Source organism: Leucobacter albus (genome assembly GCF_039528015.1).
GTDB lineage: Bacteria > Actinomycetota > Actinomycetes > Actinomycetales > Microbacteriaceae > Leucobacter > Leucobacter albus.
Map to the genome: position 1 here is coordinate 37,098 of NZ_BAAAKZ010000001.1, position 20,984 is coordinate 58,081.

Genomic DNA, 20,984 nt, shown 5'->3' on the forward strand with positions numbered 1-20,984 from the left:
ATGTTTAACGGCATCGTGTTCACAGGCTTCGCGCTGCTGCTGGTACTCGGCAGGTGGCAAGACGCTTTGTTCGGGCTCCCCGCGCTGTTCAACACCGTGATCGGGGTCGTGCAGGAGTTCAATGCGAAGCGCACGCTCGACCGCCTCGCGGTGCTCAATGCGCCCTCGGCGAGGGTGCTTCGCGACGGCGCAGAGGTTGAACTCGCACCCGAGCGGGTCGTGCTCGGCGACCTGCTCGTGCTGCGCCCCGGCGACCAGGTCACTGCCGATGCGAAGGTGGTTGAGACAGACCACCGGGGGCCGCGCGGCCTCGAGGTCGACGAGTCGCTGCTCACCGGCGAGTCTGACCCGATCAGAAAGGCGGTCGCCGACGAGGTGCTCTCGGGCTCGAGCGTCGTCGCTGGCACCGCGCTCGCCGAGGTTGTCGGCGTCGGCGCCGACTCGTATGCGTCGAAGCTCACTGTCGAGGCGCGGGAGTTCTCGCTCGTGAAGTCTGAGCTGCGCGGCAGCATCGATCGCCTGCTCAAGTGGATCTCGTGGGCCCTGATTCCGCTCATTCTCGTGGTCGTCAATGGCCAGATGATGGCGTTCGGTGGGTGGCAGGCCGCGCTCGCGTCGGGCGCCTGGCGCGAGGCGGCGGTCGGCACGGTCGCGGCCGTGATCGCGATGGTGCCGCTCGGCCTCGTGCTCATCACGAGCATCGCGTTTGCGGTGAGCGGCACGAAGCTCGCGCGCGATCAGGTGCTCATTCAGGAGCTCCCGGCCGTCGAGGGCCTCGCTCGGGTCGACGCCCTCTGCCTCGATAAGACGGGCACGGTCACCACCGGCGAGATGCGGTTCGATAGCGCCATCGAGCTCGCCCCGGTTCCCGGCTGGGAGGCGATTCTCGGCAGCATCGGAACCGACCCGGGGGCGAACGGTACTGCGCGCTGCCTGGCGGATCCGTATGGCTCCCGCCCCGCCGTCGAGATCGCTGCCGAGGTGCCGTTCGATTCGGCCAGGAAATGGAGCGCGCTGGCGACGACGGGTTTCGGATCCGCCCCCGACCGCGCCGCCCCCGACGGCGCGTGTGCGCCCGGCACCTGGGTGTTCGGCGCACCCGAATTCGTGCTGACCGGCACTGACTCCGACGCCGCGCGAAGCGCGCTGAGGCGCACCGGCGCGCTCGCCGAGGCCGGCCTGCGCACCCTGGTGCTCGCGCACTCGCCAGAGCACATCGGCGAGGCAGAGCACCCCGAGCTCCCCGCCGGGCTCACGCCGGTCGCGATTCTGACGTTCCGCGAGCAGGTGCGCGCAGACGCCTCCGAAACGATGGCCTACTTCAAAAAGCAGGGCGTCGACGTGCGGCTGATCTCGGGCGACGACCCGCGAACCGTGTCGGCCGTTGCTCGCGAGGTCGGCATCGAGCACAGCGCTGGCATCGACGCGCGCACCCTGCCGGAAGACATTGAAGAGCTCGCCGAGGTGCTCGAGCGCGAGCACGTGTTTGGCCGGGTTACACCGCGGCAGAAGCGGCAGATGGTGCACGCGCTGCAGAGCCGCGGCCACGTCGTCGCGATGACGGGTGACGGCGTGAACGACGCGCTCGCGATTAAGGATGCGGATCTCGGGATCGCGATGGACACCGCGACCCCCGCGACGAAGGCTGTTGCCAGGCTTGTGCTGCTCGACGGGCGCTTCGAGCGGCTGCCGGGGGTTGTCGCCGAGGGTAGGCGCGTGATCGCCAACATCGAGCGAGTCTCGAAGCTGTTCCTCACCAAGACGACCTATGCGCTCGCCATCGGCCTGATCTTTGGGCTCCTGGCGTGGGCCTTCCCCTTCCTGCCGCGACAGCTGTCGATCACCGACGGCCTCACCATTGGCATCCCCGCGTTCTTCCTCGCGCTCATGCCGAACGCTGACCGCTACCGCTCGGGTTTCTTGAAGCGCTCACTCTCATTCTCGATTCCCGCGGGCATCATCGTGACCGCCGCGGTGCTGACGCTCCACTTCGTTGCCCGGGCCATCGGGCCGTTCACCGAGATGGAGCTGCAGTCGGCATCGACGCTCACGCTCGCGGGTATCGCGCTGTGGGTGCTCGCCGTGCTCGCGCGGCCGATCCACCCGTTCCGGGTGCTCGTCGTGCTCGCGATGTACGCGGGGCTCGGGCTCGTGTGGGCGATTCCGTTCGTGCGCGACTTCTTCCAGGTGACCTGGTTGCCCGACGACCTTGGGTTGCTCGTGGTTGGCATCGTCGCGGTCGGCATCGTGCTCGTTGAGATCTTGCGGGCCTGGCACCGGCGGCGCACCGCGGCCTAGCGGGTCGCCCGCGAACCCCGCTACGCCGCCCGCCCCCGCTCGGCCGTGAGCGCGACGAGCGCCGCGAAGCGGGCGACGTAGTCGCGCACGAACTCCCGCGTGCGCTCGTCGACGAAGGCCCCGCTGTCGTCGAGCAGTGTCGGCGACTGCCCGAGAAACACCTCTGGCTGGCCGGGCAGCGGCATGTCGAAGTACGAGAGCGCGAGCCGCAGGTTTTTCTGCGAGCTGTAGCCGCCCATGCGGCCGACCGAGTGGCTGATGATGCCGGCGGGCAGCCCGCGCCATGCGACGTCGCTGTTCGGTTTCGAGCCGATATCGACGGCGTTCTTCAGACACGCTGGGATCGTGCGGTTGTTTTCGGGGGTGACGAACAGCACCCCGGTCGATGCCTTGATGGTCTCGCGAAAGCGGGTGTACTCGGCAGGCGTCGGGGTGCCAGGCGATGCGGGGTCGTCGTAGTCGAAGTTGTAGAGCGGCAGCTCGCCGATGGGCACGATGTTCGCTTCGAAGCCGTCTGGCATCAGAGCGATCGCGTTTCGCGCGATCTTGCGCGCGAAGGAGCCGGCGCGCAGGCTCCCGACGATGACGGAGATGGTGTGAGTCACAGTGTGCCTTTCGTTCGGGGTTGGTTGAGGGGTTGGGGGAGGGCGGCGGATCCGCGACAGATCTGCCGCGGATCCGCCGCCGCGCGCGTGCTCCGCTAGAAATCCCAGTCTTCGTCGCTCGTCTCCTCGGCCTTGCCGATGACGTACGACGAGCCGGAGCCCGAGAAGAAGTCGTGATTCTCGTCGGAGCCCGGCGCGAGCGCCGCGAGAATCTCGGGGTTCACCTGGGTCTCGCCCGCGTCGAAGCGGGCGGGGTAGCCGAGGTTCATGAGCGCCTTGTTCGCGTTGTAGCGCACGAACACGGCGACGTCGTCCATGAGGCCGAGGGGCTCATAGAGTTCGCCCGAGTACTGCAGCTCGAGCTCGTAGAGCTCCTCAAGTAGCTCCATGGTGAACTCGCGCATGTGCTGCTGCGTGGCCTGCGAGTGGGTCTCGAGCCCGCGCTGGTACTTGTACCCCGAGTAGTAGCCGTGCACGGCCTTATCGCGCAGAATCAGGCGAATCATGTCGGCCGTGTTCGTGAGCGTCGCGTGCACCGAGAAGTGCAGCGGCAGGTAGAACCCGGCATAGAGCAGCAGCGACGAGAGCAGCGTCGACGAGACCTTGCGCTTGAGTGGGTCGTCGCCGAAGTAGTGCGCGAGCACTGTCTTAGAGCGCTGCTGCAGCAGCTCGTTGCCGACGGCCCAGCGGTAGGCGTCGTCGATCTCGGGGGTGCTCGTGAGCGTCGAAAACACCGACGAATACGAGCGCGCGTGCACCGACTGCATGAACGCGATGTTCGTGTACACGGCCTCCTCGTGCTCGGTGCGCGCGTCTTGAATCTGGCAGATCTCGCCGACTGTCGCCTGCACGGTGTCGAGCATCGTGAGGCCGGTGAACACGCGCATCGTGAGCGTGCGCTCCTCGGCCTTAAGCCCCTCCCACGCCGGCAGGTCGTTCGACAGCGGCACCTTTTCTGGCAGCCAGAAGTTCGCGGTGAGCCTGTTCCACACCTCGAGGTCTTTGTCGTCGCTCATGCGGTTCCAGTTGATAGGGCGCAGCCGCGCGGCGGGGTCGCGGCGGTAGCCTGGCGGCGTCACCGACACCTCGGTGAGCGGGCGGCCGGGTTCGAGGGGAGTGCTAATGGGGTGCGGCATGGTGGTTCCTTTGCGGGGTGGTGATGGGTTGTGGGGCGGATCCGCGGGCGTCACAGCGCGCACGAGACGCACCCCTCGATCTCGGTGCCCTCGAGCGCTGGCTGGCGCAGCCGAATGTAGTAGAGCGTCTTGATGCCCTTGCGCCACGCGTAGATCTGCGCCCTGTTGATGTCGCGGGTCGTCGCCGTGTCCTTAAAGAACAGCGTGAGCGAGAGGCCCTGGTCGACGTGCTGCGTCGCCGCAGCGTAGGTGTCGATGATCTTCTCGGGGCCGATCTCATAGGCGTCTTCGAAGAACTCGGCGTTATCGTTCGTCATGAACGGCGCCGGGTAGTACACGCGCCCGAGCTTGCCCTCCTTGCGAATCTCAACCTTCGAGGCGATCGGGTGGATCGACGCCGTCGAGTTGTTTACGTACGAGATCGATCCCGTCGGCGGCACCGCCTGCAGGTAGGCGTTATAGATGCCGTGCTCGCGCACCGACTCGCGGAGGGTCTCCCAGTCGGCGCGCGACGGGACGCGCACCCCCGCAGCGGCGAACAGCTCGCGCACCCGCGCGGTCGCGGGCTGCCACTCGCGCTCCGTGTAGCGGTCGAAGTAGCTGCCGTCGGCGTAGCTCGACTCCGCGAAGCCGGCGAACGTCTCGCCGCGCTCGATCGCGAGCAGGTTCGAGGCGCGGATCGCGTGGTACGCGACTGTCAGGAAATACAGGTTGGTGAAATCGATGCCCTCGGCGCTGCCGTACCTGACGCGCTCGGATGCGAGGTAGCCGTGGAGGTTCATCTGGCCGAGGCCGATCGCGTGCGACGCGTCGTTGCCTGCCGCGACCGACGGCACCGCGGCGACGTCGGTCTGCTCGGAGACGCTCGTGAGCGCGCGCACCGCGGTCTCGACGGTCTGCCCGAAATCGGGCGAGCGCATCACCTCGGCGATGTTCAGCGAGCCGAGGTTACACGAGATGTCGTGCCCGATCTCGTCGTAGCCGATCGCCGCGTCGAAGCGCGATGGCGTGTTCACCTGCAAAATCTCGCTGCAGAGGTTCGACATGTTGATGCGCCCCTGGAGCGGGTTCGCGCGATTCACCGTGTCCTCGAACAACACGTACGGGTAGCCGCTCTCGAACTGCAGCTCGGCGAGCGTCTTGAAGAAATCGCGCGCGCTGATCTCGGTCTTGCGAATGCGCGGGTTCGCGACGAGCTCGTCGTAGCGATCGTTCACGGCGATATCAGCGAACGGCACCCCGTACTCGCGCTCAACGTCGTAGGGGCTGAAGAGCTGCATGGGCAGGTTTTCTTTCGCGAGCCGAAACGTGACGTCAGGAATCACGACGCCGAGCGACAGCGTCTTGATGCGAATCTTCTCGTCTGCGTTCTCACGCTTCGTGTCGAGAAACCGCAGAATGTCGGGGTGGTGGGCGTGCAAGTACACGGCGCCGGCCCCCTGCCGCGCGCCGAGTTGGTTCGCGTACGAGAACGAATCCTCGAGAATCTTCATCACCGGCACGACGCCAGAGGCCTGGTCGCGCACCTGCTTGATCGGCGCACCCGACTCGCGCAGGTTCGTGAGCAGCAGCGCCACCCCGCCGCCGCGCTTCGAGAGCTGCAGTGCGGAGTTCACGCCGCGGCCGATCGACTCGAGGTTGTCTTCGAGCCTGAGCAGAAAGCACGACACGAGCTCCCCGCGCTGCGCCTTGCCGGCATTGAGGAACGTTGGCGTTGCCGGCTGGAAGCGGCCCGCGAGCATGTCGTCGGCGAGTCGCGTCGCGAGCGCCTCGTCGCCGCTGGCAAGGTACAGGGCTGTCGCGACGACGCGCTCGGCGAAGGTCTCGAGGTACTGCTCGCCGTCGAACGTCTTGAGCGCGTATGACTGATGGAATTTGAAGGCCCCGAGAAAGGTCTGGAACCGGTGCCCTGCGGCCGCTGCACGGTCGTGGATCCGCGTCAAAAACGCGCGGTCGTAGCGCTGCAAGAACCCGGCCTCGTAGTAGTCGTTCGCGACGAGCCAGTCGAGCCGCTCGTGCGTGCTGGCGAATTGCCTGCGGCGGGGCGCGACGTGCTGCCTGAAGTACTCGCGCGCTGCCTCGCGGTCTTTGCCCAGCTGCATGCTGCCGTCTGGGGCGAAGAGGTTGAGCTGGGCGTTGAGGGCGTGATAATCCTTGCGCGCGCCGATGCCTGTGCCGATGCCTGTGCCGATGGGCCGGGCGGCTCGCTCGTTCGCGGGCGCTGCTGCGGTGATTGTCGTCATGCTGACTTCCTTGTTTCGTGTGGGTGGAGGTGCGGGTGATGCTGGGGGTTGCGCTGTGGGTTGCGCTCTGGGTGCGCGTGGAGTTCTTGCCAAAAGCGAGACAGCCCGGTGGTGACCTGCTCGACGTCGCGGTCGGTGCCGAGCAGCTCGAAGCGGTAGAGCTCTGGCACCCCGCACTTTCGCGCAATGATCGGCCCGGCGATGCAGTAGTGCTCGCCGAAGTTCGTGTTGCCGGCGGTGATGACGCCGCGCAGCAGCGCTCGGTTCGCGGGGTCGTTGAGAAACTGCGCGACCTGCCGGGGCACGGCCCCCGCGCGCTCGCCGCCGCCGTAGGTGGGGAGGGTGAGCACAAACGGCCGCGCGACGCGAATCATGGGTTCGAGCCGGGGCCTCAGTGGAATGCGCACGGCGGGCCTGTCGAGGCGCTCGACGAAGCGCCTCGTGTTCTCCGAGACGCTTGAGAAGTAGACGAGGTCTGGTGAAGAATCTGCTGCCAGCTCGCGGGGCGCGAGGGCTGTGCGATTGGCCGAGTGTGGTCGGTGCATGCCGCTCCAGTCGAAGTGGTGAGTGAGACGCGCGTACTCGCCGAACACTAGATCTAGTGGTCTTGGTGTGCGAGTTGGGCATATGTAGTATGCGACGGTCGCGCCGGGTTGAGAGTGAGACACGCCGAATAAATTAATACGGGTAGGCGAACTTTCTCTGGACGCGTGCCACTTGGCGCTCTCGGCGAATTTTGTCTAATCGGTTGGCGTCGGGGGTGTCGCACCCGATAGGGTGTTCGCTGGGGATTAAGCCTGTTGGGGCAGGTTTGGTCAATCTCGGTGCCGCATTCGTGGCTACCGACGCATAGACGCGACTCAATCTCGAGCGCGTCTAATTTTTTGATCCTGGGGGGAAGCGTCGATGTCTGAGTACATCGCGCAGCGCTCGCGCGCGCGCATTTTCATGAATTGGCTAGCGGGGGCGTTAGTCGCACTGCTGGTCGTCGGCGGCTTTAGTGCCCCGGCGATGGCGTCGAGCGACAGCTTCACTGTCGAGATGCCAGACACCGAGACCCACAACGGGCTGCCCGTGCTCGTCGAAGGCCAGACCTACAACATGGTCTTTGGCTACGGCATCATGGATGACGGCGAGGAGATTCTCGTCACGCTGCCAGCGGGCGTCTCCATTCCCGAGGAGATTCTCGGCGTGCAGGTTGGCAACAAGGCCGTCGAGTCGCTGACCATGGTCGAGCCGGGCAAGCTGCTCGTGAAATTCAAGAACCCGTTCCCGAAAGACGGGACCAACCAGGGCACGCTCGGCGTGAAGTTCACCCTCGACAAGATCGACACCGTTGGTGTGAACGAGCTTGTGTGGGGCGTGAATGGCGTGCCAACCAAGCAGACGTTCATCGTCACGACCGAAGACAACAAGCCGCAGAACACCGACACCTGGGCTGACAAGCACGGCGACGTGACCTGGCTCGAGCACACGGTCGTCGACGGCAAGGTCTCGATCGACCGGTCGGTGCTCGAAACCGTGTTCCCCTACACCGTTCGGGTTTCCAGCAAAGACGGTCGCCCTGTGTCGCTCACCGATCAGCTCGGCCCGAACCTCGTGTTCGCTGGGGAACTGAAGGGCACGAAGGTCGTGCGCGATGCGAACGGCATGAATCCGAAGGAAGACGCCCTGACCGACCTTCCCGAGATCTCGGGCACGGAGTTCAGCTACGACTTCACCGCCGAGGCGAACTCCTTGTACACCTTCACCTACGGGGCGAAGATTAACGGCGAGGAGGGGCTTGCGAAGATCACCGCAGATCTGCAGGCTGCCTACGACGCGGTTGCCTACGACACCGACGAAAAGGAAGCGGGCGGCGATTATTCGACGAAGCTGACGAACGGCGTTACCGTTGCGGGCGAGACGAAGGTCGCAGAGACGTTGATCAAGGGCAATGTTCCGGTCGCCCCAAGCCCGAAACCGGGTGACGCGTTCGACAAGAAGGTCGTTCCAGGCAAGCAGGCGTTCGAAGAAAAGCTCACCGCCGGCGCGAAGCTCGATGCTCCCATCGACCTGAGCTACACCCTCAAGGCAGACCTCACCGTGTGGGGGCCGTTCGTGGGTAACACGAAGCACGAGCTGAAGCAGAACGTCGTCGTGAGCGACACGCTCGCGGCTCCCGCAACCTGGCTTTCGGGCGAGGCCGGCGCGCCGGTGCTTACCGACGCGGCAGGCGCAACCTTCAAGCTGACCGAGGCGACCGAGCTCAAGGGCAAGGACAAGATTGCCGAGCTCATCGCTGACAACGCGTACGAGCACTACTACGTCTTTGACGGCCAGAACCTCTTCGTGAACCTCGGCAAAGACGTCACGAAGCACTACACCCTGACAGTCCCGGCGCAGCTCGACGAGCTGCCCGCGAAGGAGACAGGCCAGACGACCTACCTCTGGGAGTTCAAGCAGAAGAACTCGGCGAAGTTCATCTTTGGCGCGGGCAAGTCGGAGTCCAAGAACGCGACGACGACCATCACGACGCTGAAGGATCTGACCGGCGAGACGATCACCGACGGTAACAAGTTCTCGAAGACGGCGCTCGGCGGCACGGTCTCGCTCACCTCGGGCGAGTCGGCGAAGGTGCCCTACTCCTTCAAGGTTGCACAGGGCGTCGGCGACGCTGCGAAGTCGAGCATCGTCGACAAGGTTGACCACGAGGTCTTCAACGTCACCGAGGCCACGCTCCCCGAGATCAAGGATTCGATCACCGGCAACTACGGCGGGGCAAAGATCGACGGCGCGAGCTTCGACCTGTCGCTCGATGACAAGCAGCGGCTCGTCTTCACCCCGAACGCCGACTTCGCGAAGGGCACTGGCGCGACCGCACCCTTCATGAAGGCCTGGGAGATCACCTTCGAGCTGCCGACCCACGTGTTCAAGGGCAAGCAGACTCTCGAGGTCTCGAACACCGCCGACTACAACGGCAGCGACCTCGAGTACTCAATCACCTCGAGCTCGTCGACCAAGGCCACGAGCTACGGCGACGAGATGGAGGTGCGCAAGCACGTCTACGCGGGCGACGGTAAGTTCACGACGAACTTCCGCGCCGAAGTTGATGGCAACGGAAAGCTCATCAAGGACGAGTTCACCTACCGCGTCGAGCTCGAGCCGCACGGCTCCTTCGACCGCATGGTGTTCGACGTCGTCGACGTGCTGCCAAAGGAGCTCCAGTTCCTCGGGTTCGTCGCGAAGAGCGACCTCGATTCGGGCCGCTACGACGCGAGCACCTCGTACCAGATTCCGGGTTCACACCTTGGCGTGACCTTTGATGAGACGAAAAACACCCTGACGGTTGCCAAGGGCAAGCTCAACAAGGGCGAGGTCGTTTCGCTCTTCTTCAAGGTGAGGCTCACCGATCCGAAGGAGAATGTTGGCGTCACGAACATCATCGGTTCGTCTGGCGCGACGATCACGCCGACGAACGATTACCCGCTGAGCCTCCTCAAGCGCGACAGTGCCGATGCGGCAAAGCTCATCACCGACGAGAACGCTCGCTTCTCTGTGCTTGATGTAGACAAGAACGTTGTGCTCAAGGACCTGCAGGTCAAGGACGGCAGGATCGTGACGGCCGACGGCGGCACCCCCGTCGTTGAGCAGCCTGGCACCTTCTGGCTGCGCGAGGACACCGCACCCGCCGGCTACAAGAAGACCGACGAACTGCTCGAGATCGGCTTCAAGGCCGACGACAGCGCCAAGGAGGTCGTGCTCTTCAACGACCGCGAGAACTACGCGATCGGTGACTTTACCTGGATCGATACGAACCGCGACGGCATTCAGGATGCCGGCGAGGAGATTCTCAAGGGCGTGAAGGTTGACCTGCTGCAGAACGGCAAGATTGTCGACACGAAGTACACCGACGACAACGGCCGCTACCTGTTCGACGAGCTCCCCGCGGGCGAGTACCAGGTGCAGTTCACCCTCACCGACGAGCAGCAGAAGCAGTACACGTTCACGACCCAGAACTCGGGCAAGAACGGTGCTGTTGACTCCGACGCCGAGCGCGGAACTGGCCTCACCGCCAAGTTCGTGCTCGACGGCTCGAACAAGAACCTCACGAAGGATTACGAGCACGGCGATGTGAAGGCGACCGAGGGTATCGACCCGACGTGGGATGCCGGTGTTGTCAAGAAGACCTACGCGATCGGCGACTTTACCTGGGTCGACGTGAACCGCGACGGTATTCAAGACGACAAGGACGAGATTCTTCCGGGCGTCACCGTCGAGCTGTGGCAGGGCGACACCCTCGTTGCCTCGAAGGAGACCGACGACAACGGGCACTACCTCTTCGACAACCTTGAGGCTGGCGAGTACGAGGTCAAGTTCATCTTGACCGACGAGCAGCAGAAGGTCTACCGCTTCACCGAGCAGAACGCCGGCGACGACGTTGCTGCTGACTCTGACGCAGACCCGAAGACCGGTATTACGAAGACGATCGTGCTCGACGACTCGAACACGAACCTCACGCACGACTACACCACCGCCAAGGTGGGTGCGACCGAGGGCATCGACCCGACGTGGGACGCTGGCGTCATCAAGAAGAGCTGGGCGATCGGTGACTACACCTGGATCGACGTCGACCGTGACGGCGTTCAGGGTGAGGGCGACACGTTCCTCCCCGGCGTCAAGGTAGAGCTCATGCAGGGCGACAAAGTCATCGCGACGGAGTTCTCCGACGAGAACGGCCGCTACGTCTTCGACGAGCTCGAGGCCGGCGAGTACCAGGTGCGGTTCACCCTCACCGACGACCAGAAGAAGATCTACACCTTCACTGACCGCACAGTCGGCGACGACGGCGCGATCGACTCGAACGCCGAGCGCGGAACGGGCCTCACGACGACCATCGTTGTTGGCGACGAGAACCCGAACCTCACGAAGGATTACGACTTCAAGCCTGTGACCGCGACCGAGGGCATCGACCCGACGTGGGACGCCGGCGTTGTGGTGAAGACCTACGCGATCGGCGACTTTACCTGGGTCGACGTGAACCGCGACGGTATTCAGGATGAGAAGGACGAGATTCTTCCGGGCGTCACCGTCGAGCTGTGGCAGGGCGACACCCTCGTTGCCTCGAAGGAGACCGACGACAACGGGCACTACCTCTTCGACAACCTTGAGGCTGGCGAGTACGAGGTCAAGTTCATCTTGACCGACGAGCAGCAGAAGGTCTACACCTTCACGTCGAAGCTCGCTGGCGACGACGATGCTGCCGACTCCGATGCTGATCGCAAGACCGGTCTGACCGAGAAGATCGTGCTCGGAGACGACAACCCGAACCTCACGCTCGACTACACGACCGCTGAGGTGAAGGCGACCGAGGGTATCGACCCGACGTGGGATGCCGGCGTTGTGCTGAAGAGCTACGCGATCGGTGACGTCGTGTGGATCGACACGAACAAGAACGGTATTCAGGATGGCTCTGAGAAGGTGCTGCCCGGTGTGAAGGTCGAGCTGTTCAAGGATGGCAAGGTCATCAAGACCGCAACCACCGACAAGAACGGTCGCTACCTGTTCGACGACCTCATGGCCGGCGAGTACGAGGTGAAGTTCACGCTCACCAAGGAGCAGCAGAAGGTCTACAAGTTCACGAAGCAGCACGCTGGCGACAGCGACGCGGTTGACTCGAACGCAGACCCGAAGACCGGCTTCACCACGAAGATCGTGCTGAACGATGACAACGCGAACCTCACGTTCGACTACGAGTTCGGCACCTTCCGTGCGACGCAGGGCATCGACCCGACGTGGGACGCAGGCGTGATCGTGCTCGACATCGCAGCAGCAGAGAAGGGCACGCCCGGCGTGAACGATCTGCCGAGCACCGGTGGTTCGCTGCCGCTCACGCTCGGGGGCATCGCCCTCGCGCTGCTCGCGGCTGGTGGATCGCTGATCCTCTGGCGCCGCCGCACCGCGTAAGCGTGGTGTGGGGTAACGCGTAGCTTCCGCTAGTACGCTCTTCCCTCCATAGAAGGGGCCCACCCGGCATTGTGCCGGGTGGGCCCCTCCTGCGTATCTCATGGGTATTTCGTGTTTCGATGCGGAGCAGGCGCATCGAGGCGGGATTGCTCTGTGCGCGGCCGAGGTAGCAGGTGTGACTCGACTCAGACCGTGCGTGGTGTCAGTGGCCGTCGCTATTGTGAGCGGCATGGCCAAACGAAGCTCAGCCCGCACCCCGCGCATCGAACCGCTCGCGCTCAACCACCTCACCGAGGGTGAGGGAGCGGCCCTCGTGGCAGGTGCTGATCTCGACGGGCTGCGGTTCGAGCGCCTGGTGGCCCCCGCCTCGCTCGCGGGCACCACGCTGCTCGAATGTGAGGTGACCGAGCTCACCGCCGATCGGCTGGATATGCGTGGGGCCCGCGTGCTCGAGTCGCGGCTGGCGCGCTGGGCGGCGCCAACCATCGCCGCGCACGGGAGTAGTTGGCGCGACGCGGAGCTCATCGAATCGCGCATCGGGGCGCTCGACGTGACCGATGCCGACGTGCGCCGCCTGGTCGTCGAGGGGTCGAAGCTCGGCTGGGTGAACCTGCGCGGCTCAACTGTGCACGACGTGGTATTTCGCAACTGCACGTTCGATGAGCTCGACTTCGGTGGGGCACAGCTCGCCCGCGTGGCGTTCGAGGACTGCGTCACCGAGAAGCTCACACTCACCCAAGCCAGGGCTGACGGGCTCGACCTGCGCGGGCTCGAATTTCACGCAATCGAGGGGCTCGAGGGGCTGCGCGGCGCGACGATCTCGGGCGAGCAGACCCAACTGCTCGCTGAGACCTTCGCCGCCCACTTCGGGGCCACGGTCGAGGGCTGAGCTGCCGACCCGCGCCTGTGCTCCGCGCCCGGGATTCCGCGGTCTGCGCTCAATAAGCAGACAGCGCTCAATAGCCCAGATGCGGCCCTAAATTGCCTACCGGGTGCGGATTACCTAGGGAACTGCTGCCCCAGCCCGCACTAGCCGAGAACGAACTGCCGAAGGTCGGCCGGGGTCATCGCGTGGTGCGCTGCCCCGGCTGCCTCCTCCGGCTTACCGAAGCCCCACTCGACGAAGACGACGGGCATGTTGTGCTCGGCGCCGCCCTCGACGTCGTGGTAGCGGTCGCCGATGAGCACGGGGCGCGAGACGTCGGCACCGGCGGCCGTGAGCCGGTCGAGCGCCTGCTGCACGACGAACGCCTTGCCGTCGAGCTGCCCCTCGGGGCCCGAGCGCGCGCCAGACAGTGCGGTGAATGAGGGCAGCAGCTCGTAGTGGTCGAGAATCGCGCGCACCTGCGTCTCGGGCTTGGTGCTCGCGGTTGCCTGCGGAATCCCGGCAGCCGAAACAGCGCGCACGATCTCGGGCACGCCAGGGTACAGGTCGACCGTGCTCGCGTATCCGGGGGCAGACGAGAGGCCCCGGTACTGCGTGAGCGCGCGCTGCGCCTCATCTGGGCTCATGCCGCCGCGCAGCTGGAACGACTCGAGCAGCGGCGGGCCCATCCACATCGCGAGCTCCGAAGCATCTGGGGCCGGCCGGCCGAACGACTCGAACACCTCGGTGAGCCTCGCGAAGATGCCGCGAGTGGCGTCTGCAATCGTGCCGTCAACGTCCCAGAGAATACAGCTGAACCCCGAAGTTTCCATGCCTCAATCCTAGGCCTCGCAGATACGACGCCGCGGGAATAGGGCCGTGGGCACATTGGTTGTGGCCAAGAGATACCCCCAGGGGGTACGGTGGAAGTGACCCAACAGCAGTGCAGGGGGAACCATGAACAACGAACACGGTACACACGAAGGCCACCCGGGCTCGCCAGCGGGCCCGGGCCACGGAGCCGACGACCACGCCGACCACGCCGACCACGCGGGTCACGCCGACCAAGCCGACCACGATGCACACGGGGCCGGTAACCACGCCGGCCACGGCGGCCACGAAGGCGGCGGCCACGACGGCCACGCCGACCACGCGGGCCACGCGGGCCACGACGGCCACGTCGCCCAGTATCGCCGCATGTTCTGGATCATGCTCGTGCTGGCGATCCCCACCGTGGGGCTCTCTGGCATGTTCGCGTCGATCGTTGGCTACCCGCTGCCCGATGTGGCGTGGCTGAAATGGATCTCGCCGGTGCTCGGCACGGTGATGTACGTCTGGGGCGGCAAGCCGTTCCTCACCGGGGCCGTCGACGAGATCAAGGCGCGCAAGCCCGGGATGATGCTGCTCATCGCGCTCGCGATCACCGTCGCCTTCCTCGCGTCGTGGGCTGCGACGCTCGGGCTGATCCACCACGGGCTCGATTTCTGGTGGGAGCTCGCGCTCCTCGTTGTCATCATGCTGCTCGGCCACTGGATCGAGATGCGCTCGCTCGCGCAGACGACCTCGGCGCTCGACTCGCTCGCGGCGCTCCTGCCCGACGAGGCCGAGCGCGTCGAGGGCGGAGAGATCGTGAAGGTCTCACCGAGCGCCCTGCGCGTCGGCGACGTTGTCGTCGTACGGCCCGGCGGCAGCGTGCCAGCCGACGGTCGCGTCGTCGAGGGCCGGGCCTCGTTCGACGAGTCGATGGTCACGGGCGAATCGCGCACAGTCGGCCGCGGCGTCGGCGAGCCCGTCTCGGCTGGCACGGTCGCGACCGACTCCGGCGTGCGCATCGAGGTCACCGCGATCGGCGATGACACCGCGCTCGCCGGCATCCAGCGGCTCGTCACCGAGGCCCAGAACTCCTCGTCGCGCGCGCAGCGGCTCGCCGACACCGCGGCTGGCTGGCTGTTCTGGTTCGCGCTCGCGGCCGCGGCGATCACCGCGATCGTGTGGACCCTCGTCGGCCAACCCGACAACGCCATCGTGCGCACGATCACCGTGCTCGTGATCGCCTGCCCCCACGCGCTGGGGCTCGCAATCCCGCTCGTCGTGTCGATCGCGACCGAGCGTGCGGCCCGCGCCGGCATTCTCGTGAAGGATCGCCTCGCGCTCGAGAGCATGCGCCTCGTCGACGCCGTGCTGTTCGACAAGACCGGCACGCTCACCAAGGGCGAGCCGACTGTCACGCACGTCGACGTCGCTGGCTCGCTCAGCGAAGACGAAGTAGTTGCCCTTGCCGCGGCGGCGGAGCAGGACAGCGAGCACCCGCTCGCGCAGGCCATCGTGCGCGCCGCGCGCGACCGCGGCCTCGAGGTGCCGGCCTCGGCCGACTTCAGCTCGTCGCCGGCCGTCGGCGTGACCGCGACCGTCGGTGGCGCCGTGGTGCGCGTCGGGGGCCCCTACATGCTCGAGGAGGAGGGTGCCAGCGAGCTCGGCGTCGCCGAGACCTGGCGCGAGCGCGGCGCGATCATTCTGCACGTGCTGCGGGGCGGTGAGTTGATCGGCGCGCTCGCGCTGAGCGACGAGATTCGCCCAGAGTCGCGCGACGCTGTGCTGGCGCTCCACAAGCTCGGCGTCGAGGTCGTGATGATCACGGGCGACGCGCAGGCCGTCGCGCAGACCGTGGCCGACGAGCTTGGCATCGACAGGGTGCTTGCGGGCGTGCGGCCAGAAGACAAGGCAGCCGAGGTGCTCAAGCTGCAGCGCGAGGGCAGGCGCGTCGCCATGGTCGGCGATGGCGTGAACGACGCCCCGGCGCTCGCCCAGGCAGACGTTGGCCTTGCGATCGGCGCCGGCACCGACGTTGCGATCGCCTCGGCGGGCGTGATCCTCGCGAGCGACGACCCGCGCTCGGTGATCTCGGTCATCGAGCTCTCGAAGGCGACGTACCGCAAGATGCGACAGAACCTCTGGTGGGCGGCCGGCTACAACCTCATTTCGGTGCCGCTCGCGGCCGGAGTGCTCGCGCCCGTCGGCTTCGTGCTGCCGATGTCGGTCGGAGCCATTCTCATGTCGCTCTCGACCGTGGTAGTTGCCCTGAACGCGCAGCTGCTGCGAAGGCTCGACCTGCGGCCCGAGGTCACCACGAGCGAGGTGCTCAGGGGGTAACGTGCTGACGTGCTGACACTGGCGCGTGCCACCGGGTAGTCTCGGTGACACGCGCCAGTGCGCATCGGGTCGGGGGACCCGTTGGTCTGCGCGGCGGAAGGGGGCGGCCGTGGCCGATGGTGTTCGTGCCGATGGGGGCCGCGACGAAGGTGTTCGCGCCGATGCGGCTGCCGCACTCGCTGACCGCCTGAGCTTTCAGCTCTACGCCGCCTCGCGCGCGCTCACGAGCGCGTACCGGCGCGAGCTGCAACACTTCGGGCTGACCTACCCGCAATACCTCGCTTTGCGGGCTCTGGGCGCCGGCGACGGCCAGCCGGTCTCCGACCTGTGCGCGGCGCTCGAGCTCGACTCCGGCACCGTCTCGCCGCTGCTCTCCCGCCTCGCGGCCGAGGGCTACATCGTGCGTGAGCGAGTGGGGGCTGACGGCAGGCAGGTGCGGGTGTTCTGCACCGACAGCGGCCGCGAACTGCAGGCAAGGCTTGAAGGCGTTCCGGCCGAGGTCGCGCGGAGCCTCGCACTCACCGAGGCCGACTTCGGGCAGCTCTGCGCGATGCTCGGCTCACTGCGCGACACGGCGCGCCGCGCTCTCTCCGACGCGCCCGACCCCGCCGCCCGCGGCTGACGCGCCCGACCCCGCCCCGCCCGCCCCGCCCGAACCAGCGTCGATATGACACTTGTTGTCGCCATTTCGGCCGTCACGCGACCACAAGTGTCATATTCGTGCGGTTGTCGATATGGGCCCGGTCACCGAGCGCTCGTCGGCCCACTGCTCGACGCCGCGCAGCTCGGGCAGCCGGTCGCGGGTGAAGACCGGGTCCTTGCCCGATCGGCGCTGCGAAGAATAGTCGCGCAGCAGCTTGAACGCGACCCCAGACAGGAGCGCGATCGCGACGAGGTTGATGAGCGCCATAATGCCCATCACGCCGTCGGCGAGGTTCCACACGATGTCGGCCGAGACGAGAGCGCCCGCGAACACCGCCACGACGGCGACGACGCGGTAGCCGGTGAGCACGGCGCGGCCCGAGCGCAGAAACTCGATGTTTGATTCGCCGTAGTAGTAGTTTCCGAGAATCGACGAGAACGCGAGCAAGAAGATGATGACGGTGAGCAGCACGTTTGCCCACGGCCCGAGCGAGGTCGAGATCGCGCTCTGGGTGAGCTCGATGCCCTTCGCCGCGCCCGCGAGGTCTGGCGCCGCGACGAGCACGATGAACGCGGTGATCGAGCAGATGAGAAAGGTGTCGAAGTAGACGCCGAGGGTCTGCACGAGGCCCTGCTTCACGGGGTGGGTGACGGCCGCGGAGGCGCCCGCGTTGGGGGCGGATCCGAGACCCGCCTCATTCGAAAACATTCCTCGCTTGATGCCCGTGAGAATGACGTAGCCGAGCGCGGCGCCGGTGAACTGCTCGGCGCCGAACGCCGAGGTGAAAATCGTCGCGAACACCCCGGGAATCTCCCGCACATTGAGCGCGACGATGATGAGACCGAGCAGTAGGTAGAGCAGCGCCATGAGCGGCACGAGGGTCTGCGTGACCGAGGCGATGCGCCTCACGCCGCCGAAGATCACCGCGGCCATGAGGGCGGCGAGCACGCAGCCAGTGGCGAGCGGCAGCCAGCCTGGCATCTGCTCGCCGAGGGTGCCCGCGAGCGTCGCCTGAATGGTGTTTGCCTGCAGCGACGAGAAGGCAATCGGAAAGCAGGCGACGAGCACGACGGAGAACAGCACGCCCATCCAGCGCGCGCCGAGCCCGCGCTCCATGTAGTAGGCGGGGCCGCCCCGAAACCCGGTTTCGTCTTTGGTCTTGTAGAGCTGTGCGAGCGACGATTCGACGAACGACGATGCGCCGCCGATGAAGGCCATGAGCCACATCCAGAACACCGCGCCGGGGCCGCCAACGGCGATTGCCGTGCCGACGCCTGCGATGTTGCCGACGCCGACGCGCGAGGCCGCCGAGATCGTGAATGCCTGAAACGCTGAGACCGACTGCGGGGCGCCGTTCTCGTCTTTGGGCGTTGCGTCGGTGAGCGTGCGGAACATCTCGGGAATGAGTCGAAACTGCACCACGCCCGAGCGAATCGTGAGGTAGAGACCGAGCGCCACGACGATGGGCAGCACGAGCCACGTCCAGAACTGGTCGCCCCACTCGGCAATGAGGTCGCTGATCGCTTGCATGGGGAAAGCCTATGCGGGCCGAGGGGGTGAGAACAGCGTCGTTGCGCAAACTTAACCCTGCGCCTCGCGAGCCGCGGGCGACGCGCCGCCCGCAGCTCCGCGGGGCGGCGGTCAGCCGGAGATCTCGGTCCCGTCGACGTAGAGCCAGTTGCCGGCCTCGCGCACGAAGCGACTGCGCTCGCGCTGCTCGAACCGCCCCTCGGGGGTGCGGCCGATCGCGGTGAAGGTGACGTGCCCCTCGGTGTCGAAGGGCCCGCCGTGCTCGGCCGATTCGATGATGAGGCGGAGCCAGCGGGTCGCCGCGTCGAGCTCGAGCTCGGCCGGCCGTGTGCTTTCGTGCCAGCTGCGCAGCAGGTAGTCGGCCTCGCCGAGCGCGAAGGCGCTGTAGCGGGAGCGCATGAGCTGGGCCGCGGTGGGGGCTGGTGCGCCGAGGTGGATCGGGCCGCAGCATTCGCCGTAGGGGCTACCAAGCCCGCAGGGGCAGGGGGCGGCGTCGGCTGGCCTTGCATCGGAACTCACGGATCCACCGTACCGGCATCGCGCACGCGCCGCCGCTTGCATTCTGTATCACTGTCGTAATACAGTGGTACACGGCGGGTGCTAGCCCCGCCGCGAAAGGACCCACCATGCAGCTCGACGACTCCCGGCCCATCTGGGCACAGCTCGTCGACGAGTTCACGCGCCGCATCGCCTCGGGGGAGTGGCCGACGGGCCTGAAGGTTCCCTCGGTGCGCGAGCTCGCCCTCGAGCTCGGCGTGAACCCGAACACCGTACAGAAGGCGCTCGGCGAGGTCGACCGGATCGGACTCACCACCGCCGAGCGCACCGCAGGCAGGTTCGTCACGAGAGACGAGCAAGCAATCGAAGCGGCGCGCCAGGCGCTCGCCGCAACCACGGCCGACGCGCTCGTTGTGACAGCCGCCGGTCTCGGCATGACATTCGCCGATGCCGCCCAACTACTTGAACGCCGCTGGGCCGCGCACGCCGCCCCCGGCACCGACCGAAAGGACACCAGATGACCGAGCAGCACCTGCCGGCGTCACCGCCCGCGATCGAGGTGCGGGGCCTGAGCAAGGCCTACCGCGGCCGCCCGGCGCTTCTGAACCTCACGCTCAGCCTGCAGCCGGGCCAGATCGTCGGCCTCATGGGCGACAACGGCTCGGGCAAGACGACGCTGCTGAAGATTCTCGCCGGGGTTCTCGCCGACTGGCAGGGCTCGGTGCGGATAGCGGGGCACGCTCCCGGCCCGCAGTCGAAGGCGCTCGTCTCGTTCCTGCCAGACGCGTCGTTTCTGCCCGACCACCACAAGCCCGAAGACTCGATCGCGCAGTACGCGCGCTTTCACGCCGACTTCGACCGGGCAAAGGCCCGCGAGATGGTCGACTTCTTCGGCCTGCCGTGGGATCGCAGCCTGAAGGAGATGTCGAAGGGTATGCGCGAGAAGCTGCAGGTGTCGCTCGCGATGTCGAGGCGCGCGCACGTCTACCTGCTCGACGAGCCGATCTCGGGCGTCGACCCGGCCTCGCGCGACGTGATTCTCCGCGGCATCATCTCGAACTTCGCCGACGACGCGCTGATGTTCGTCTCCACCCACCTCATCCAAGACGTCGAATCAATCGTCGACTCCGTCGTGTTTCTGCGCGCGGGCCAGGTGCTCTTGCAGGGCGCGGCTGACGACCTGCGCGCCGAGCACGGCACGAGCCTCGACGGCCTCTTCCGAAAGGTGTACGCCGCATGATCGCCACGCTGTTCGCTGACGAGTTCCGCACCACCCGCAAGACGATTCTTCCGAGCATCGGCATCAAGCTTGCGATTATCGTCGCGGGGTATCTTGTCGCCGCGCTGAAGCTGCCGATCATCGGCGGCATTGGAATGAGCGTCGGTATCGCGGCATCGATTGCCCTCACCCCGGCGGTGCTCGCGCTGCTCGTCGCGCACTACTGGCGCACGATGTACGGCGCGCAGGGGTACTTCACGATGACGATCCCGGTGCGCGGGCGCACGATCTTCGCCGCGAAGGTGCTCTACGGCTTCGTCGCCGCCGTCGTCGCGCTGGCGCTGACGGTTGGCATGCTGCTGCTCGCCGGCATCGCCCACTCGCTGTCGCAGGGCGCGGGCCCGCTCGACTTCTTGCGCGAGGGCTTCGCGTTCGTGGAGCCGCGCACGGTGTGGCTTGCCGCGGCCGGTTTCCTGCTGTTCATGGCGTACACGGTCGTGTCGGGCGCCACGGCAATGTCGGTTGGCGCCGAGAGCCGCTTCAGTCACCTCGGGTTCGGCGCCCCGGTGATCTTCATGGTGATTCTGTACTTCGCGATGCAGCTCGTGGGGCTCGCTGCGATGGTGTTCGTGCCATTCGGGGTGCGGCTCACGGGCCCAGACGCCGGCTCGTTCGTCGCCGAGGGCATGATGCGCGATCTCACCGCGGCGCTCGCAGACCCGAGCGCAGAGCCCGGCGTGCTCGGCCTTGGCATCGTGCCGGTGTTCGTGCTCGCGGCGATCGCGCTCGCGTGGTGGGGCGCAACCTCGGTGGATCGCCGCACCTCGCTGCGCTAGGAGCTCGGGGCGCCG

Annotated in this window: 15 protein-coding genes; 8 read left to right on the forward strand and 7 right to left on the reverse strand. The window is 66.4% G+C overall.

Features of this window, described 5'->3' with window-relative positions; translation table 11 throughout:
- The coding region (locus ABD115_RS00185; RefSeq protein WP_343956973.1) for an HAD-IC family P-type ATPase at positions 1–2,298 on the forward strand (2,298 nt) is incomplete at its 5' end.
- Between the two features lie 20 nt (positions 2,299–2,318).
- Here the strand turns inward: ABD115_RS00185 and ABD115_RS00190 are convergent.
- The 4 genes from ABD115_RS00190 to nrdI form a co-directional block, all read right to left on the reverse strand.
- A complete protein-coding gene (locus ABD115_RS00190; protein WP_343956975.1) occupies positions 2,319–2,903 on the reverse strand; it encodes an NADPH-dependent FMN reductase in 585 nt (194 codons plus the stop codon).
- A 95-nt stretch (positions 2,904–2,998) separates the two neighbouring features.
- Positions 2,999–4,039, reverse strand: coding sequence for a class 1b ribonucleoside-diphosphate reductase subunit beta (gene nrdF / locus ABD115_RS00195; RefSeq protein WP_343956978.1), 1,041 nt, complete (start codon positions 4,037–4,039; stop codon positions 2,999–3,001).
- A 50-nt stretch (positions 4,040–4,089) separates the two neighbouring features.
- Entirely contained in the window at positions 4,090–6,141 is a 2,052-nt protein-coding gene (gene nrdE, locus ABD115_RS00200) for a class 1b ribonucleoside-diphosphate reductase subunit alpha (protein WP_425560053.1), read from the reverse strand.
- 137 nt (positions 6,142–6,278) lie between these two features.
- Positions 6,279–6,827, reverse strand: coding sequence for a class Ib ribonucleoside-diphosphate reductase assembly flavoprotein NrdI (gene nrdI / locus ABD115_RS00205; protein ID WP_343956982.1), 549 nt, complete (start codon positions 6,825–6,827; stop codon positions 6,279–6,281).
- Positions 6,828–7,188: 361 nt separating this feature from the next.
- Here nrdI and ABD115_RS00210 point away from each other — a divergent pair, with 361 nt between their 5' ends.
- Positions 7,189–12,228: an SdrD B-like domain-containing protein gene (locus tag ABD115_RS00210; RefSeq protein WP_343956984.1), complete on the forward strand. Its 5,040-nt coding sequence runs from the start codon at positions 7,189–7,191 to the stop codon at positions 12,226–12,228.
- A gap of 175 nt (positions 12,229–12,403) precedes the next feature.
- Positions 12,404–13,117, forward strand: a complete 714-nt coding sequence (locus tag ABD115_RS00215) for a pentapeptide repeat-containing protein (RefSeq protein WP_343956986.1) — start codon at positions 12,404–12,406, stop codon at positions 13,115–13,117.
- A 140-nt stretch (positions 13,118–13,257) separates the two neighbouring features.
- On the opposite strand, the gene ABD115_RS00220 is transcribed toward ABD115_RS00215, so the two are convergent.
- Positions 13,258–13,926 carry an HAD hydrolase-like protein gene (locus ABD115_RS00220; protein WP_343956988.1) on the reverse strand — a complete coding sequence of 223 codons (669 nt, stop codon included), beginning with the start codon at positions 13,924–13,926 and terminating at the stop codon, positions 13,258–13,260.
- A gap of 124 nt (positions 13,927–14,050) precedes the next feature.
- Here ABD115_RS00220 and ABD115_RS00225 point away from each other — a divergent pair, with 124 nt between their 5' ends.
- Entirely contained in the window at positions 14,051–16,243 is a 2,193-nt protein-coding gene (locus ABD115_RS00225; RefSeq protein ID WP_343956990.1) for a heavy metal translocating P-type ATPase, read from the forward strand.
- Positions 16,244–16,352: 109 nt separating this feature from the next.
- On the forward strand, positions 16,353–16,865 hold the full coding sequence (locus tag ABD115_RS00230; protein WP_343956992.1) for a MarR family winged helix-turn-helix transcriptional regulator: 513 nt from the start codon (positions 16,353–16,355) through the stop codon (positions 16,863–16,865).
- Between the two features lie 90 nt (positions 16,866–16,955).
- On the opposite strand, the gene ABD115_RS00235 is transcribed toward ABD115_RS00230, so the two are convergent.
- The gene (locus ABD115_RS00235; RefSeq protein ID WP_343956994.1) at positions 16,956–18,416 is read right to left on the reverse strand and encodes an alanine/glycine:cation symporter family protein; all 1,461 of its coding nucleotides are present in this window, start codon (positions 18,414–18,416) and stop codon (positions 16,956–16,958) included.
- Between the two features lie 111 nt (positions 18,417–18,527).
- Positions 18,528–18,935 carry a YchJ family protein gene (locus tag ABD115_RS00240; protein ID WP_343956996.1) on the reverse strand — a complete coding sequence of 136 codons (408 nt, stop codon included), beginning with the start codon at positions 18,933–18,935 and terminating at the stop codon, positions 18,528–18,530.
- A gap of 107 nt (positions 18,936–19,042) precedes the next feature.
- Here ABD115_RS00240 and ABD115_RS00245 point away from each other — a divergent pair, with 107 nt between their 5' ends.
- Genes ABD115_RS00245 through ABD115_RS00255 form a run of 3 tightly spaced genes read left to right on the forward strand, consistent with a single transcriptional unit; the run spans position 19,043 to position 20,969 of the window.
- A complete protein-coding gene (locus tag ABD115_RS00245) occupies positions 19,043–19,435 on the forward strand; it encodes a GntR family transcriptional regulator (protein WP_343956998.1) in 393 nt (130 codons plus the stop codon).
- Complete coding sequence (locus ABD115_RS00250; protein WP_343957000.1) at positions 19,432–20,154, forward strand: ABC transporter ATP-binding protein; 723 nt, start codon at positions 19,432–19,434, stop codon at positions 20,152–20,154. The genes ABD115_RS00245 and ABD115_RS00250 overlap by 4 nt, the downstream gene beginning before the upstream one ends.
- On the forward strand, positions 20,151–20,969 hold the full coding sequence (locus tag ABD115_RS00255) for a hypothetical protein (protein WP_343957002.1): 819 nt from the start codon (positions 20,151–20,153) through the stop codon (positions 20,967–20,969). The genes ABD115_RS00250 and ABD115_RS00255 overlap by 4 nt, the downstream gene beginning before the upstream one ends.
- The last annotated feature ends 15 nt before the right edge of the window (positions 20,970–20,984 follow it).